The organism is Mesorhizobium sp. NZP2298, assembly GCF_013170825.1.
In the GTDB taxonomy this organism is placed as follows: domain Bacteria; phylum Pseudomonadota; class Alphaproteobacteria; order Rhizobiales; family Rhizobiaceae; genus Mesorhizobium.
This window is the reverse complement of the sequence record NZ_CP033365.1, coordinates 6,985,092-7,001,293: the sequence shown is the minus strand read 5'-3', so window position 1 is coordinate 7,001,293 and position 16,202 is coordinate 6,985,092. Positions and strand designations below refer to the sequence as shown.

The 16,202-nt window shown below is 58.7% G+C and carries 17 protein-coding genes; 4 read left to right on the top strand and 13 right to left on the bottom strand.

Annotation, left to right across the window (positions count from 1 at the left end):
* Positions 1–278: 278 nt before the first annotated feature.
* The 4 genes from EB231_RS33235 (at position 279) to EB231_RS33220 (ending at position 4,331) form a co-directional block, all read left to right on the top strand.
* Complete coding sequence (locus EB231_RS33235) at positions 279–1,268, top strand: nodulation protein NodZ (protein WP_172352492.1); 990 nt, start codon at positions 279–281, stop codon at positions 1,266–1,268.
* Between the two features lie 142 nt (positions 1,269–1,410).
* On the top strand, positions 1,411–2,511 hold the full coding sequence (gene gmd, locus EB231_RS33230; protein ID WP_172352491.1) for a GDP-mannose 4,6-dehydratase: 1,101 nt from the start codon (positions 1,411–1,413) through the stop codon (positions 2,509–2,511).
* Between the two features lie 73 nt (positions 2,512–2,584).
* Positions 2,585–3,553 carry a GDP-L-fucose synthase family protein gene (locus EB231_RS33225; protein ID WP_172352490.1) on the top strand — a complete coding sequence of 323 codons (969 nt, stop codon included), beginning with the start codon at positions 2,585–2,587 and terminating at the stop codon, positions 3,551–3,553.
* 235 nt (positions 3,554–3,788) lie between these two features.
* The gene (locus EB231_RS33220; protein WP_172352489.1) at positions 3,789–4,331 is read left to right on the top strand and encodes a hypothetical protein; all 543 of its coding nucleotides are present in this window, start codon (positions 3,789–3,791) and stop codon (positions 4,329–4,331) included.
* A 302-nt stretch (positions 4,332–4,633) separates the two neighbouring features.
* On the opposite strand, the gene EB231_RS33215 is transcribed toward EB231_RS33220, so the two are convergent.
* The 13 genes from EB231_RS33215 to EB231_RS33155 form a co-directional block, all read right to left on the bottom strand.
* The gene (locus tag EB231_RS33215; RefSeq protein ID WP_172353133.1) at positions 4,634–5,545 is read right to left on the bottom strand and encodes an SIR2 family NAD-dependent protein deacylase; all 912 of its coding nucleotides are present in this window, start codon (positions 5,543–5,545) and stop codon (positions 4,634–4,636) included.
* A 41-nt stretch (positions 5,546–5,586) separates the two neighbouring features.
* Positions 5,587–5,799 (bottom strand): putative nitrogen fixation protein NifT, encoded by a 213-nt coding sequence (gene nifT, locus EB231_RS33210; protein ID WP_172352488.1) that lies wholly within the window; start codon positions 5,797–5,799, stop codon positions 5,587–5,589.
* On the bottom strand, positions 5,796–6,122 hold the full coding sequence (locus EB231_RS33205; protein ID WP_172352487.1) for a nitrogen fixation protein NifZ: 327 nt from the start codon (positions 6,120–6,122) through the stop codon (positions 5,796–5,798). Before EB231_RS33205 ends, nifT begins: the two co-directional genes overlap by 4 nt.
* Positions 6,123–6,212: 90 nt before the next feature.
* The gene (locus EB231_RS33200) at positions 6,213–6,407 is read right to left on the bottom strand and encodes a 4Fe-4S binding protein (RefSeq protein WP_010913566.1); all 195 of its coding nucleotides are present in this window, start codon (positions 6,405–6,407) and stop codon (positions 6,213–6,215) included.
* 32 nt (positions 6,408–6,439) lie between these two features.
* The gene (nifB, locus tag EB231_RS33195; protein ID WP_107652841.1) at positions 6,440–7,921 is read right to left on the bottom strand and encodes a nitrogenase cofactor biosynthesis protein NifB; all 1,482 of its coding nucleotides are present in this window, start codon (positions 7,919–7,921) and stop codon (positions 6,440–6,442) included.
* A 250-nt stretch (positions 7,922–8,171) separates the two neighbouring features.
* Positions 8,172–9,932, bottom strand: coding sequence for a nif-specific transcriptional activator NifA (gene nifA / locus EB231_RS33190; protein WP_172352486.1), 1,761 nt, complete (start codon positions 9,930–9,932; stop codon positions 8,172–8,174).
* A 158-nt stretch (positions 9,933–10,090) separates the two neighbouring features.
* Positions 10,091–10,390 carry a ferredoxin family protein gene (locus tag EB231_RS33185; RefSeq protein WP_006333856.1) on the bottom strand — a complete coding sequence of 100 codons (300 nt, stop codon included), beginning with the start codon at positions 10,388–10,390 and terminating at the stop codon, positions 10,091–10,093.
* Between the two features lie 12 nt (positions 10,391–10,402).
* On the bottom strand, positions 10,403–11,710 hold the full coding sequence (locus EB231_RS33180) for an FAD-dependent oxidoreductase (RefSeq protein WP_172352485.1): 1,308 nt from the start codon (positions 11,708–11,710) through the stop codon (positions 10,403–10,405).
* Positions 11,711–11,721: 11 nt separating this feature from the next.
* Positions 11,722–12,828 (bottom strand): electron transfer flavoprotein subunit alpha/FixB family protein, encoded by a 1,107-nt coding sequence (locus EB231_RS33175; protein WP_172352484.1) that lies wholly within the window; start codon positions 12,826–12,828, stop codon positions 11,722–11,724.
* Between the two features lie 20 nt (positions 12,829–12,848).
* Positions 12,849–13,700, bottom strand: a complete 852-nt coding sequence (locus EB231_RS33170) for an electron transfer flavoprotein subunit beta/FixA family protein (protein ID WP_172352483.1) — start codon at positions 13,698–13,700, stop codon at positions 12,849–12,851.
* Between the two features lie 183 nt (positions 13,701–13,883).
* On the bottom strand, positions 13,884–14,267 hold the full coding sequence (gene nifW / locus EB231_RS33165) for a nitrogenase stabilizing/protective protein NifW (protein WP_172352482.1): 384 nt from the start codon (positions 14,265–14,267) through the stop codon (positions 13,884–13,886).
* Complete coding sequence (nifS, locus tag EB231_RS33160) at positions 14,248–15,504, bottom strand: cysteine desulfurase NifS (protein ID WP_172352481.1); 1,257 nt, start codon at positions 15,502–15,504, stop codon at positions 14,248–14,250. The genes nifW and nifS overlap by 20 nt, the downstream gene beginning before the upstream one ends.
* A 540-nt stretch (positions 15,505–16,044) precedes the next feature.
* Positions 16,045–16,200, bottom strand: a complete 156-nt coding sequence (locus EB231_RS33155) for a hypothetical protein (RefSeq protein WP_154674715.1) — start codon at positions 16,198–16,200, stop codon at positions 16,045–16,047.
* Between the last annotated feature and the right edge of the window lie 2 nt (positions 16,201–16,202).

The window sequence follows — 16,202 nt, the reverse complement described above, 5'->3', positions numbered from 1 at the left end:
GATTTTACCGATGTTACGGCACGATGCATAGAAAGAATTCAAGAATGTAGCAGCCTTAAGGAAAGTGGTTGATGTTTACGTTGGCTCCGAAGAGCATTTTCTGGTCTGCGCGGAAGACCAGCCCAGGCGCGCGTCCATCGCGGCCAGGCACTTCCGCGACAGACGCGAGCTACATCGAATTGGCACAGCACGACAATCTTCCCCGAATTGCGCAGGCGCTTGCCTCAAACGCAGCAGCAAAGCTGAGGCTTGTGGTGTTCTGGAGAGAGGCAATTTAGATGCTTGTTGATCGCTCAAGGAACGATCGGTTCGTTGTTTCTCGACGGCGCACGGGTCTCGGTGATTGCCTGTGGTCTCTCGCGTCGGCTTGGGACTACGCACATCGGACGGGACGAGCTTTAGCAATAGATTGGCGCGGCTCTTGTTACCTTGACAACCCGTTTGCGAATGCCTTTCCAGCTTTCTTCAAGCCAATTGAGGATATCGGTGGTGTACGGGTCATATGCGATGACCAGATCAACCACGTCTCATTCCCTGGTCCCTTCTTCCCGTCGTGGTGGAACAAGCCATCCATCGACTGCGTGTACCGTCCGGATGAACAGATTTTCCAAGAACGTGACGAGCTTAACGATCTTTTCCAGGCCCAAGATGATTGTGAAGCCAACACGGTAGTGTGTGATGCTTGCTTGATGTGGCGCTGCGATGAAAAGGCCGAGCGAACCATATTTAGGAGCATCACACCGAGGGTCGAAATTGAGGATCGCATTGAAGCGCTCTACCAGGAACATTTTGAGGGGCACAGCATAATTGGAGTCCATGTCCGCCACGGCAACGGCGAAGATATTATGGATCACGCACCTTACTGGGCTGATCCGAAGGTTGCCTTAGAGCAGGTATGCACTGCCATTCGTATGGCCAAGGCGCAACCGCATTCAAGACCTGTAAAGGTGTTCTTGTGTACAGACAGCGCCAAGGTTGTTGATCACCTGTCGGGCGTATTTCCCGAACTTTTCACCGTCCCAAAACGCTTCCAGGCGGATCAGGCCGGCCCCTTACACAGTGCAGCACTGGGCACCGACGGGGGGGGTTCCGCGCTCGTTGAGATGTATCTCCTCGGTCGATGCGACACTGTTATTCGCTTTCCTCCGACTAGCGCCTTCACCCGCTATGCCCGCCTCTTCGTGCCACGAATTGTCGAATTCGATTTGAATGACCCGCGTCGTTTGATCTTGATCGACAACTCTTTCGAACGTTCCCCGGCTCCATGAAAGGCTGGCATCCCGCTCGAACTCTCCCTTGCCTTCGCGCAGAGGCCCCCGTTCGCCCTGCCCAATACGCCCCTTTCTCGCCACGCAATCCCGCCACAGGCGAGCGTTTTCATGGGCGCGTCAAAATCAAAAGGATTCAAGCTTGTCAAAGAGAAAAGTAGCTTTAATCACCGGGGTTACGGGACAAGACGGTTCCTACCTCGCAGAATTGCTTTTAGAAAAGGGCTATTCTGTGCATGGGATAAAGAGACGATCGTCTCTTTTTAATACGGGCCGTATAGACCATCTCTATCATGACCCTCATGAAAGTGGCGTTGATCTTACACTTCACCACGGGGACTTGACAGACTCGTCGAGCCTTACGCGCGTCATCCAACTGGTTCAGCCGGACGAAATTTACAATTTGGCAGCTCAGAGCCACGTTGCAGTCTCCTTTGAAGAACCAGAATACACCGCGAACTCCGATGCCTTGGGTGCGCTGCGTATCCTCGAGGCAATTCGGATCCTGGGGCTCGTCAAGCATACGCGCTACTACCAAGCCTCGACGTCTGAGCTCTACGGGCTGGTGCGGGAAACGCCACAGACCGAGACGACACCGTTCTACCCCCGGTCCCCCTACGCTGTTGCCAAATTGTATGCTCACTGGATCACCGTAAATTATCGAGAATCTTACAATCTGTATGCATGTAACGGCATTTTATTTAATCATGAGTCACCTGCGCGCGGAGAAACATTTGTAACTCGCAAAATCACGCGCGCCTTGACTCGGATTAAGCTTGGAATGCAGCGCACTCTATTCCTGGGCAACCTTAATGCGCGTCGCGATTGGGGGCACGCTCGAGACTACGTCCAGATGCAGTGGTTGATGCTGCAGCAGCAGCAACCTGAAGACTTTGTGATCGCTAGCGGTGAGCAACATTCGGTGCGCGAATTCGTCACCGTCGCGGCCGCTGAACTCGGCATCGATGTTCGTTGGGTGGGGGAAGGGGTCGACGAAGAGGGGTACGATGCAAAGACGGGAGCTCTGATCGTAAAAGTAGATCCCCGTTATTTTCGTCCTGCAGAAGTCGAGATACTTCTCGGCGATGCCCGCAAGGCGAAAGAAAAACTTGGGTGGGAGCCCAAAATCTCCTTCATCGAATTGGTTAGGGAGATGGTTCGGGAAGATTTGCGCATGGCAGAGCGTGAGGCAGTGCTGATGAAGCAGGGTTATTATTCACACAGTCCACGAGAGTTATGCTGACAACGGCGGGGCCATGCTGGGTTGTTGTCAGTGCTAATGGTGGCCTTCTTAAGGAGCGCCCAGAGCGTTAACAATGGAAAACAAAAAGATGAAGAAAGTCTATGTGGCAGGCCATCGCGGCCTTGTTGGATCCGCCACAATGAGAGCCCTCGAGGCGTTAGGATCCTATGAGATAATAACACGTACTCACGACGAACTGGATCTATTTGACCGGAGCGAGACGCGCAGGTTCTTCATGTCGCAGCGGCCAGATTACGTCGTTATGTGCGCCGCAAAGGTTGGTGGTATACTGGCGAACGCTAGCTCCCCTGTCGATTTCCTTCATAACAACCTCGCGATTCAACTCAGTGCTTTTGATGCCGCTTACGCTTCCGGCGTCGAACGGATGATTTTTCTTGGCTCCTCGTGTATCTATCCACGCGACTGTCCGCAGCCGATACGGGAGGAATACCTTCTCACCGGTCCGCTTGAAGCGACGAATCGTCCCTACGCTTTGGCAAAAATCGCAGGTGTCGAATCGTGCTGGTCTTTCAACCGGCAGTACAAGGCGCGCTATCTCGCGTTGATGCCGACCAATTTATATGGTCCCGGCGATAATTATCACCCCGAAAATTGTCACGTTCTGCCTGCTCTGATACGCCGCTTTCATCAAGCTAAAATGAACGGCGACTCCTCTGTGGGGGTCTGGGGATCCGGAAATCCTCGGCGAGAGTTTATGTATTCGTCGGATGTAGGCGATGCCATTGCGTTCCTGCTTGGCCTGCCAGATTCGGATTTTGACGCCTTGACAGCCCCCGACACTGCGCCCCTGATTAATGTTGGCGTTGGTGAGGACGTCACAATTCGCGAGGTGGCGGAACTCGTCAAGGCGGCGGTCTGCTGGGAGGGCAATTTGGTGTTCGACACGACGAAGCCAGACGGTACTCCGCGCAAGCTACTGGACGTAACGCGCTTGCGTAACCTTGGCTGGAAAGCCAAAACGTCTCTTGGTGCCGGGTTGCAAGCGACGTATGAGGATTTTCTTCGCCTTCATGCGGCTTGATGTGGAAGCGCGCATCCAGGTTGGACTGCATGTCCGACCGGGTGCAAGCTCGCCCAGTCCGGCCAAACAGATGAGAGGGACGCATACATCCCGAGGCGGCCGCAATAGTGGCCTGTGCTGACGTTGCAGACCGGACCTCTCTGCGACCGGCGATGCAGAGGATCGCCCAGAAGCTTGCCCAAGCCAAATGGGAAGGGGAAGGCCGCATAACCGGCCGCACCTGGAACGGCTGTGCGTGAGCGCCGTCAACTCAAGCCGCCAGTTAGAACTGCTCGACCTCGCGGGAGCCGCTGCTTACGAAGCCGGCATCGACAGGAAAGCCAACCAGGCCCGCATCATGCCTCGAGGCAGGCCTGATCCAAGGCGGTGCATGCGAAATGGCGGGCGTCGACGTATGCTTTTCAACTCGCGCTTAGCCGCAGGCGGGATCGTGTCCCCCTGCGTGGTGGAGCTGGCGGCATTGGTCGCCGTGCTCTCCGGCATGGGCCGGGCTGATCGGATTGGTTCAGTCTGCGTTGTTAGCGCCGAACTCACTCGCCTCAAGGTCATGGCGCCACAAGCGCGGATTCGCGGCGCCGTGGTGCGGGCGTTACAACTCATGCAGCAGCGGGTCTCGTTGATGGCGAAGCGGGCTGCCCTGAACCAATCGCTCGCGTCTGCGGCGCGCCAAGCTGTCGCGCAACGCGATCATCCTGACGCTCTGGGATGGAAGTGGCAGGTGACCGCCTATATGGCAGTGGCAGGTGACCGCCTATGCGGTGAGCACGCTTGGCCTTAGCTCGATTGGCATCGACCCCAACCGGCCCTGATCATCGCGCCGTGCCACAGCTTTTACCGCCAAGTGAAGCCGATCAGCTGCGACCGCTCACCGCGACAACCCTGGCGCCAGACTATGCTCTGCTCGGCTGGCTCGAGCCCGTCGCCGCTGTGTTCATCCGCAGCATCGAATGCCATATCCGCTGCAGCCTCGAATGAAATAACCGTCGTAGCTTTTCAGAGTGCCTCTCGGAGTTGTTGAAAAACCCGGAAGTCAATTGCCCGTTTTACCTTTTCGGCAATGTTGAGGCGTCTGAGAATGGCTCAAACGATACCCCGTTTGGCTTCATGCAATGTCTCGCCCAGTCCGACGAGACGGGCTGCGGCCTGACCCGTCGGCATGTCAATGACCGTGATTGCGCTTGCCGCAAGGAAACGACGCTCGTTCTTGGTCAGCGTCGCTGTATCGATTGCCGCAAAATGTGGGCCATTGGAGCGCTTCATGATCTGCCGGGCATAGGTGCGCAGCATCTGATCGTTGAAGCGGCAGCCGATGAAGAAAAGACCACGGCTAGCTCGCCGTTCCTTCACCAGGTCAGGGATCGGCGTCTGGATGTCGATTTCGCTCAGCACTTCAACGTAGTCGGAATCTGCGACGAGGAAGTTTGCGGCCGGCCTGGCACCGCCGTGAGGGGCGTAGAGAACCGTCTTCGCCGCCGGTGCGGATTCGAGTAATATCCCGGACAAATCGTAGGCTTTCGTCCAAATGTCACCGATCTCGTGCGCCCGTGTTACGCCCTGTATTTCGACGACGTCCGTTCGGCGGGTCTGTACTAGAGCCGCGCGCATGGCACCGTCGTACCAGCTGTCGACGATCACGGAGAGCGGCAGCGTTGCGAGCCAGGCATGCAAGATGGTCGGCACCACCGGGGCCGCGAATATTTCGGCCATCCAAACTTGAAGCGTCCGGCGGTGCCGGCGCTGTTCGATATACTGCGCTACCGACCACATGTTGGTGCGAATCTTCGAAGGGGCTGGCGTGCGCTTGTTGAGCGCTGCGGCAACGGCTTCGGGGGTATGCGGTACGGGCGGTCCCGCGGAGCGGATCTCAAGCAGACCCGGGCCGAGATAGGGAATGACCTGATCGGCCGCGAGCGCTTTCTTCAAAAGGTCAAGCTGCCTTTCGGCAAAACTGTCCCGAATGACGACGAGATGGCCCGAGGTCATTGTGTTCATGCTCGTATCCCTTTGCCGCTCTCTTTGTGTAAACCCGAAGGTCAGTCCTCGTCGGAAATCTTCCTTGCTTCGACGGTAATCGGCAAAGGCGTGTCCCACGGAAGGTCGGGCAGAACTAACCGCCAGCCGTTCTTCAGCGTCACAGCCCCGCCCCATAAGTGTTCGTTGTCGACCTTGATGATCGGCTCTTCGAGATCCTTTTTGGGAAGATATGCCGATAAGCCAGCACCGGTCCTGCGGATCATTACCCTCATCGGGCCGTTCCTTTGTTAAAGCCGGCACCGATTTCGGCACTGGAAGGAGTCCGGGCCGTCTCAAGGCTCATGAGTTCACGCGCACGCATGCCGACGACGGTGCCGCGATCGACCCATTCGACCGCATAGATGTAGAACTGCTGGAGAAAGGTGCCGATGTCGCGCACATAGCCCTCGTCGCCTTTGCGCACCAGATTTTCACCGATCTCCTTGCCCGGATAGGTGCCGTCATTTTTTATGTGGTGTGTGGCGCGGACCCGCTCACCCGGCATGAATCGCGGGGGTGTACGGATTTCGATGTCCTGTTCGCGTCCGAGGCTCATGGCCGTTCCTTTCTCTCGGCTGCAGCTTTCCAACAGGAGGTCAATGGTCCTGCGGAGGCGCCTCGACCGTGTCGGTAGCCGAAATGGAGGTCAGGCAGGGACGCAAGTCTTCGACACCGGACATACCGAGGCGCATTGCTGCGTTTCGAAGGTCCCCTCGCATTCGGTGCACTTTTTCGGATCGATCACGTAGGTCTCGCCCTTGAACTTAATCGCGCCCGAAGGGCATTCAAACTCACAGGCACCGCACTGGGTGCATTGGGAAGCGATGATCTTAAAGGCCATTTTCAACTCCGGTTCGGTTAGAATGAGGCGGCTCAGGCCGTCGCAGCCAGTGGCTCACTCCCAAACTCGGCGGCGTAGAGCGCGCCGATCGCGGTCTCGATGTAGTCATACCCGTAAGCCTCCGTTGCTCGGATCCCACCTTCCTTGAGACGATCCTCGGGGCAATTTCCAATTCTCGCGCACAGCACGATGTCTACGCCTTCGAGCGTAGAGATGACGCCGTCGAGGCTCTTGTCCTCGGCCCGGCCGCCGAGGCAATACTGTTCGACCTTGCGATGACCGACGAAACTGATCCCTTTCGGCGAGGCCTCATAAACCTGGAATTCCTTCGCATGGCCGAAATGCTCGTTGATGCGGCCGCCACCCTTGGTCGCCACCGCTACCAGAAGCGATTTGCCGGAGCCTGCGGTCTTGACCATCCCGAGCGCCTCGCTCTTGGCCGCCAGGCGATCGCCCCGCTCGCGCGCGACCACTGCCCGATATGTCTCGCGCTTGCTGGCGTCGTACGTGACCTTGTCGGGAAGCCGGTCGAGCGTGAATTCCTGGCCACGATCCTCGCCGAGCAGGCCGACAGCATCGGCCCGGCACTGCCGGCAGTGGCGCATCAACTTGGCGCCGCCTTCGAGACGATCCTGAAGGGCCTTCAGCTCCATTGCCTTGGGGCCGCGCTGCCCACTCAGGCCGTAATGCGTACCGTGCGCCGGGTCGGAAATCAGCGGCATGACATTGTGCAGGAACGCGCCGCGCTCCTTGACCCATTTATTCACCTCGATCAGGTGCTCATCGTTTACGCCGGGGATCATTACCGAATTGATCTTGGTGAGGATGCCGCGCGCCGTCAGCATCTCCAGCCCCGACATCTGTCGTTCGTGCAGGATCGTGGCTGCCTCAACGCCGGTATAACGGCGGTTGTCATAGAAGATCCACGGATAGATCTTGGCACCGATCCGCGGGTCGACCATGTTGATGGTGATCGTCACGTGATCGACATTCATTTCGGCAAGCTCGGCGACGCGGTCTGGCAGCGCGAGCCCGTTGGTTGAGATGCACAGCTTGATGTCGGCGATTTCCTTGGCGACCCGTTGGAATGTCGCCTTTGTGTTCTTCCAGTCGTAACAGGCATCGCCCGGTCCGGCGATGCCAAGCACGGAAAGCTGCGGCACTTCGTTGGCAACCCCGATCACCTTGCGCAGCGCCTGGTCGGGCGTCAGCCTTTCCGAAACGACCCCAGGCCGGCTTTCGTTGGCGCAGTCATATTTGCGATTGCAGTAGTTGCATTGAATATTGCAGGCTGGGGCGACCGCCACATGCATGCGCGCGAAATAGTGGTGCGCTTCCTCTGAAAAGCAGGGATGATCCTTGATCTTCTCCCAGACGGCCGAGTCCATCTCGTGCGGCTTCGCGGAGGAGCCGCAGGATGAAGATGCGCAGCCACCGGATTTCGCTCTCGCCGGCGACTGATCGAAGACTGTCGTGCCGGAAAGGCCCTGTAGCGAAATCATCGGTGCGGACATGGAGCGGCTCCGTGCGTGGTGTGAACATCGCACTTCAGAGCGCAAGAGATATGCCAACTCCAAAAGCGGTCTTATCCGTCATGTTGGCTTTTGCGTCGGCCTTTTGTGTCCAATTGTGTCCGTTTCCTGCGACACGGTTTTGTCAGGTCGCCGACAACGGTCAAAAGCAACGCGAAAAGTGACGTCTTGTCTCAGTTACGCCCGGTGCGGGCAGCAACCGCGCCCCCACGTTTGATGTCATCAGGGACGTTTAGAACTTCTTCACTCCGATACGATGCCGGCGCAAAGCATAGCCGACCTGCCGCGGCGTGAGACCAAGAACACGAGCCGCCTTGGCCTGAACCCAGCCGGCTTTCTCCATCGCATCAATCAGCCGGTCGCGTTCCGTCAGACGCGGGTTCATTGCAGGGCAAACGGGATGGTGGGGGTCGCAGGTCTCGCCGGGCGATGCCTCATTCTGTGAGGGGCCGACTCGCATGGCAGGCAGCGGCGATCCACCCGGCATCATATTGCCACGTGCGAACTCGTCGACGGCATAGGCGCCGTGCGAACGGCCGACTCCTTTCCACAGAAGCGAAGACAGGCACTGGCTGTTCTTGCAGGCGAAATCCGACGCAGTTATTGTCGTTGAACGCGCAAGTGTGGCCGTCCGTCTCACACAATTCTCCAACTCACGCACGTTGCCAGGGAAATAGCATTGCGACATCAGGTCAAGCGCCGACGGCGTGAAGCCAAGATCGCGATGGTTCTCCTTGTTGAATCGGTCGAGGAGAGCGTTCGCAAGGCGTGGAATATCGCCCGGTCGTTCTCTGAGGGGAGGCAGGACTATTGGCACCACATTGATGCGGTAATAAAGGTCGGCCCTGAACTCTCCATTCCGGACAGCCGTCTCGAGGTCCTTGTTGGTGGCGCATATGAGCCGCACGTCAACTTTTAGGGTCCTGGTGCCGCCCACTCGCTCCAGTTCTCCTTCCTGCAAGACGCGCAACAGCTTGGCTTGAAAGGCAGGCGAAATCTCGCCGATTTCATCAAGCAGCAGGGTTCCGCCATTTGCCAATTCGAACCGGCCAGCGCGCTGCAGGATAGCCCCGGTGAAGGCGCCCTTCTCGTGGCCAAAGAGCTCCGATTCCAAAACGCTTTCGGGCAGTGCGGCGCAGTTCAATTTGACGAAGGATTTCTCCCTCCGATGTGAAAGCTTATGGATGGCCTGTGCAAAGAACTCCTTGCCGGTACCGCTTTCGCCTCGAAGAAGCACGGTGGAATTGGTCCTGGCCACGACCGAGACGATCTCCAGCACTTGCTTGAGCGCGGGACTTTCTCCGATGATTCCGTCGATCTTGACATGCGGATGTCGGGCCGAATGGGTCCTGTCCTCGTCGAGCGACTGCTCTGGTCTCGGTTGCTTCTCGATAAGTCGCTGACCAGCCGTGCTCAAAGTGCGATGCAGGCGGATGGTCCGGCCGACCAGATTGGCGACCATGGCCAGGAAACGTAAGTCCTCCTCGTAGCGGAACCTGGTGGTACCGTTCCTGACGCGGTCGATCGACAGCGTCCCGAAGATCTTTTCCTCAGCCTTTAGCGGGACACCGATAAACGCAGTTGCGACCGTGCCGCTGCTCGATTGAGGATCAGCCTGAAATAGCTCGGACGTGCTTGTGTCTTGTATGACGATCGGCACTCCAGTAGCGACGATTTTGTCTGTTACAGCCTGGGGTATGACGCGGCCGGCGGCTGATTGAGGCACAGTGCCGCCGGTAGTTGCGCTAATCTGCGGCTCTCCTTCAGCGTCCAGGACGACGATTGCGCCATGACGCATTTGCACAAACGAGGAGAGGATATTCGCGACATTGGCAAGCGTAATCTCCAGCCGGGTCGGGGCAGTCAGAATCTTCGATATCTCGTAGATTCCCCTGAGCAAGCTGTCCGCATTGCGCGCCGCTTCGACCGCAGGTTCAGGCGGGGTGTTCCGAGATACAATTTCACCGACCTGATCTGGAAGCATGTGAGCCATGCAAACACCTCAAGGGTTGTCCAAGGTGCTCCTCCCAACCCCTTTTTTGTACTTCGAGTTCCAGAAACATAGTATTTTCAGTTTTTCGGGCAATTGTGAACAATATTGGCGGTCTTGACCGCAATTGCGAGCCTCTCGTTTATCGCTCTTTGCGGCAGTTATCCAAACTTGAAGAGAACGCCAAAGCCGCCGCGCGGGTAATTCCATACGATCTCACCGCTGGCCTCGCACAGCACGCGACAGGTGCCGCATTCCATGCAGCCGTCGGAAGTCGTCTCCACCTGTCCCTTGTCGTTCAACTCATAGCACTTGGCCGGGCAGATGTGTGTCAGCGCGAGCAGGTTCGCGCTCGGCCTCTCGTGCGGTCGCACTTTGATATGCGGGCGGCCCGGATCGACCAGATAGCGGTTCTGATAAAGCTTCTCCTCGACACGTAACTTCGTCACGGCCATCGTCATCCTATTTCTCCTTCAGCGCCACGCGAGTGCCAGGCGGACCACATCGCTGATCAGCCCCCAGCGCGAACGCGCCTTGATGAAGGCAGCAGTGGTCGCCTTTTCCTTCTCGATTTTTGGGGTGCCGTCGACCCGCATGAAGTTCTGCGCGGCCTGCGACATCAACTGCGGGTAAGTCATGAAGAAATTGCGGGAATTGGTGTGTATCAGGGCCGGCATGTCCTTATATTTCATCAGGTCTTTGACTACGAAGGACTTGTCCAGCATGGTCTTGTAGAGGGCGAGGTTCCTCCTGATCATCGGCTGGTTGCGGCCCTTGATCTCAATGATTGCCTCGCCCGCGATGCGGCCGGAAGTCATGGCGAGGTTCGAACCCTCGCGGTGGATAGCGTTGTTCAGTTGGGCGGCATCACCGACCGCCACCCAACCGTCGCCGAAGAGCTGCGGAATTGCCTTGTAGCCACCTTCGGGAATGAGATGCGCGGAATACTCCTTGACTTCCGAGCCCGCGATCAGCGGCCGGATCGAAGGATGGTTTTTGAAGTTGTCGAGGAGGACGTAAGGGCTCTCCATTGTCTGGGCGAAATCGGAGACGAGGCAGCCGATGCCGAGAGAGATCGACTCCTTGTTGGTGTAGAGGAAGGCCAGTCCGGCCATGCTGCGGGAAATCGTGCCCGCCGCTTCGATCACGCAGCCTTCGTCGCCCTGGAGGCCGAACCGCTGCTCAATGACCTCATCGGGTAGGAAATGCATTTCCTTGACAGCGAGCGCCACGCTTTCTGGCTTCGGCATCTTGCGCAGGCCGGCCCGTGTACCGAGCAGTCCGTTGACACCTTCTGCGAGCACGACGACGTCCGCGTAGATCGGCCCGCCAGCCCGGTCGGTGCGCACGCCGATCACCTTGCCGCTGGCACTGCGGACAAGTTCGGTCACCGTCGTCTCGCACAGCACTGTCGCGCCGGTCTGGCGCACCATGCGCGAAAACCACTTGTCGAATTGGGCGCGGATGATCGTGTAGCGATTGGGCTTCGCCTCGTTGAAATCGTCCGATCGATACTGCATCCCGGTGTGGGAGGTGTCGTCCATCACCCAGAATCGCTGCTCGACCAGATGCCGCTCGAGAGGCGCATCATTCCGAAAATCTGGAATGATTTGCTCCAACATGTCGGCGTACATGATGGCGCCCTGGACATTCTTGGAGCCCGGATACTCGCCGCGCTCCAACTGCAGCACCGTCAGGCCCTGGCTTGCCATGGTGTAGGCGGCCGCGTTTCCGGACATACCGGCCCCGACGACGATGGCGTCGAATTCTTGCTCGATCATGGCCGTCTCCCTTAGCTCGCAAGCTTGTCGTGGCTGTGCGGCGACAGCCGCCGGGTGAAAGCTTCCGTCAATGCCGGCAGGAAACGGATTGCATCGGTGACGATGCCGAGGTGGGCAAAGTCGAAGATCGGGGCGTTCGGGTCGGTGTTGATGGCTACGATCAAATCAGCCCCCTCCACGCCAACCCGATGCTGAATGGCGCCGGAAATCCCGGCCGCTATGTAAAGCTTTGGCCGGATGGTCTTGCCCGTTTGGCCAACCTGCCGATCGGCCGGCATCCAGCCCTTCTGGACCAGCGGGCGCGAACAGCCATATTCGGCGCCGATTGCCCGCGCTAGATTCTTCACAAGCTGCAAATTCTCCGCTGAGCCGAGACCGAGGCCTCCGGCAACCACGATGTCGGCGTAGGCGAGATTTGCCTTTGCCGATTGGCGATCGAGGTTGAAGCCAAGGACTTTGGTGATGACCTCTTCCTCGGTCATTGACAGCTTGTGCCGGATGACACGCCCGACCGGCTTGTCCGTCCGCGGTGGCATGGCCATAACCCTCGGTCGTATCGTGGCCATCTGCGGCCGGTAGTTGAGCGTATAGATCGTGCATAGCAAGGAACCGCCGAAAGTCGGACGGGTCGCGGCGAGCGAACCGTCGACATCTACATCGAGTTCGGTACAGTCGGCAGTGAGCCCTGTCAGCAAGGTCGTCGCTACTGAGCCAGCGAGATCCCTGCCGAGCGTGGTCGCACCGAGAAGCAGGATCTCCGGTTTGTGGGTATTGACCAGATCCGTCACCGCCTTGGTGAAAGGCTCGTTGCGATAGTCGGCAAGCAGCGGTGCCTCGACCAGGTAGACAAGGTCGGCGCCGTAAGCGAAGGCCTCGGCAACGGCATGCTGCGTGGCCTCGCCCGGCGGTCCGAGCACGATCCCCGCAAGCTGGATGCCTAGCTTGTCGGCGAGCTTGCGGCCTTCGCCAAGCAGTTCGAAGGACACGGGATGGACCTCGCCGCGTTCCAGTTCGATGAAAACCCAGACGTGCCGATAGTCCCTAAAGTGCTCAGGCAATTCCCTCTTGATGCCGGCACGGCCGGCGGAAGGAGGGGCTTCGCGGTTCGCGTTCGACATCATCTCTCCTTGCCGTCCCGTCACTGGCCGCCGTCGAAGGCGAGTTCGTGTTCCAGCGCTGGCTGGCGGGTAAAGATTGCGCCGATCAGTTCGTCAGCGAGGTCGTGCTGCGTCTTGTCGGTCATGTCGATCTGCGTCGCCTTTTCCGCCCGCGTGGTAGGGGCGAAAACGCGCTTGACGACCGTCGGCGAGCCGCGCAGGCCGCATTTGTTGAGGTCCTCAATGCCAGCTTCGGCCGCGCTCCATTTCACGATCTGGCTGCGCGCGGCGCGCATGGCGTCGTCGAGCGAGCCTCTGCGGATTTCGTTGGTGCCTTCCAGCATTGTGATGAGGCAAGGCAGCCTACTTTTCAGCACCTGCGTACCGCCTTCCGAACGGCGCTTGACGGTGATCTCGCGCGCATCGAGATCGATAGAGTCGATCTTCGCCACATAGGTGAACTGCAGGAGGCCGAGGCGCTTGGCGATGCCGGGCCCGACCTGGGCGGTATCGCCGTCAATCGTCTGCTTGCCGGCGAATACGATGTCCGGCGCGCCGAAGGTCTCGCCAATTCTCACGATTGCCCGAGAAAGCGCGAAGGAGGTCGCCAGCGTGTCGGAGCCGGCAAAACAGCGGTCGGTCAAGAGTACCGCGCGGTCGGCGCCATAGGTGAGCGCCTTGCGCAGCGCATCTTCTGCCATCGGCGGACCCATCGTAAGCACGGTGACCTCGCCGCCATGGGCGCCGCGCAATCTCAGTGCCTCTTCGAGGGCGAACAGGTCGTAAGGGTTGATGATGGTCGGCACGCCCTGGCGCATGATCGTGTTCGTCACCGGGTGGACACGTATCTGCGCGGAGTCCGGCACCTGCTTGATACAGATTACAATGTGCATTGCGTCTTTCTCGGCTCCAATCCGCAAGCGGCCCTGGCGTTCATCTCCTTCGCAGCATCATTCGTGCCAACCATTTTGCGTTGCTCTGTTCCTTTTGACAGGGTTGTTTTCTTCCGAACGGTGCCGTCGTGATGACCGAGTTTGTCGGCTTTTCGACATTGTCGCGTCGCACTCGTGTCGCGTTCATTCTGTCCCGAACCGCCTCAGGATCGACTCGAACGGGACAAAGGTGTGGTCCCGAGTGGCCGGTTTGTCGGGATCGTGCTCTTTGAGCACCTTGAAGACCCGGTGGGTGAGTGGCGAGGATGTCGCGAAATCCTCATAGGCGCGTTCCAACGTCGCACGCGCCCGCGCGGCGATCACCCCGTCGGGAAGGCCGGCGAAATCCTCTTCAGCGAGATATTGGCCCATGCGCTTCAGGATATGCAGCCGTGAGACATTGAGCACCTTCGGATCATAAGAGATGCCAAGGGCTGCGAAGAACTCCTCCGCAGCCGACAGGCTCTTCAGCCGGGCGAGGATGTCGGTGACATCGATGGCGCGGCTTTCAGCGAAACAACTGCGCATTGCATTCTCCTGGGCCGGAAACGGTGGTCGGGTTTGCCTTGTCGCCCAGGCCTGGAGCTGATTGAAGTCCTCTCGCCTGGCTGGCAGATGGGGAAAGCTCACGCAGCTTCTTAACGATCCCGGGCATGACCTCGAGCACGCGGTCGACGTCCTCCTCGCCGTTGTTGCGCGAAAAGGAGAAACGGATTGCCCCGTGTGCCGCGCTATTGGGGATGTTCATCGCCACCAAGACGTGGCTCGGCTCCAGCGAGCCGCAGGCGCAAGCAGAGCCGGAGGAGCAGGCGATGCCCTCGCGATTAAGGAAATGCAGTATGCCCTCACCTTCGATATCTCCAAAGGCGATGTTTGCGGTGTTCGGCAACCGCTTTAGCAAATCGCCGGCGACGAAGGCGTGTGGGATGCGCTGGAGAAGTTCCTTCTCCAGGCGGTCGCGCAACGCCTTTACCCGTGTGTTCGCGTCGTCCATGAATTTCAAGGCAAGATCGGCTGCCACGCCGAGACCGACGATGCCTGGCGTATTCTCCGTGCCGGCGCGGCGGTTGCCCTCCTGGCCTCCCCCCTTGATCAGCGGACAGAAGCGCACGCCGCGCTTTACATAAAGTGCGCCGACCCCTTTCGGTCCGTGTAATTTGTGACCGGAGAGAGACAGCATATCGATTGCCGTCGATTTCAAGTCGATCGCAAGCTTGCCGACCGCTTGCACCGCGTCGGTATGAAAAAGGGCGCCGACTTCCTTGGCCAACTCAGCAAGCTCGACCACCGGGAAGATCGTTCCGGTCTCGTTGTTCGCCGACATGATCGAGACGATCGCCACGCGCGGGGTGAGGGCGGCCTTATAAGTGTCGAGGTCGAGCCGGCCGTGGCGATCCACCGGGATCCTATGCACCTTGATGCCGCGCGTCTTCTCAAGGTGGGCGCAAAGCGTCAGCACGGCCGAATGCTCGACTGCGGAAGTCACGATCTCTGTGCGCTCAGGCATCACCTCGAGCGCAGAAAGGATCGCGGCGTTGTCGCTTTCCGTCCCGCCCGAGGTGAAGGTGATCTCGTCCTCGAACTCCGCTCCGATCAGCGTTTGCACCCGCAGGCGCGCCTTTCTCACCGCCGCCCCGGCGGAAGCGCCAAAATCGTGGCTCGACGAAGGGTTGCCGAATTGGTCGGTAAAAAACGGCAGCATTGCTTGAACGACTTCAGGATCGACCCGTGTCGTTGCGTTGTTGTCCAGATAAACAGGTCTCATGGATGTGATCCTTCTCCTGAGCGCAATCACACAAGGCGCACGCCCGGTCTGTCATGATGATGATGATGATGATGATGATGGTTAGCCGAAGGAGTTGCCGCCGCCACATTCGGCCTGCGCGCTTCTTGGCGCCGGCGCGGCAACCCGCCTCGACCTTGGTGCGCCAGCGTTGCGCCGGCTCGGCCCCCGGCAAGCGCGGTCTTTAGGCCACGGCGTTTTCGGTGCGCTTGATCATGGACTGTCTCTCCTTCAGGCCGGACGCGTTCGCGAACAGCTACGCATGGACCGTGCCAAAGAAGGGAATCATTTCAAAACAACATGATGGCTCTAACACTGCTATGTCGCATGTCCGACATCGGCGGGAATTGTTCAACGCGGAACGCCGTTGAATCGGGCGGGCGTAGATTCCGCCTCGCGTGAGGAGCAATCCTGTCGGGCCGTTCGCCAAGGATGCCCGCGCGACCGAGGCGTCCTGTCGGGTTTGTCGAGTGCGCGACACGGCACTGTTACGCCCCCGTTGCCCTGCTGAGATCTCGTTTGTCATTGTAGAATATGCAGAAAATTCTTCTGAGCTTCTTTCTGAGCCTTTGGCGCGGCTTTTGCGGTTCTCTCCTCGTAGGGCAGCGCGTGCCCGCGGCCGATATTCATCTCGCGGGTGACATCGCGATCGATGGAACGAAGGAAAGAAAGCAACATGT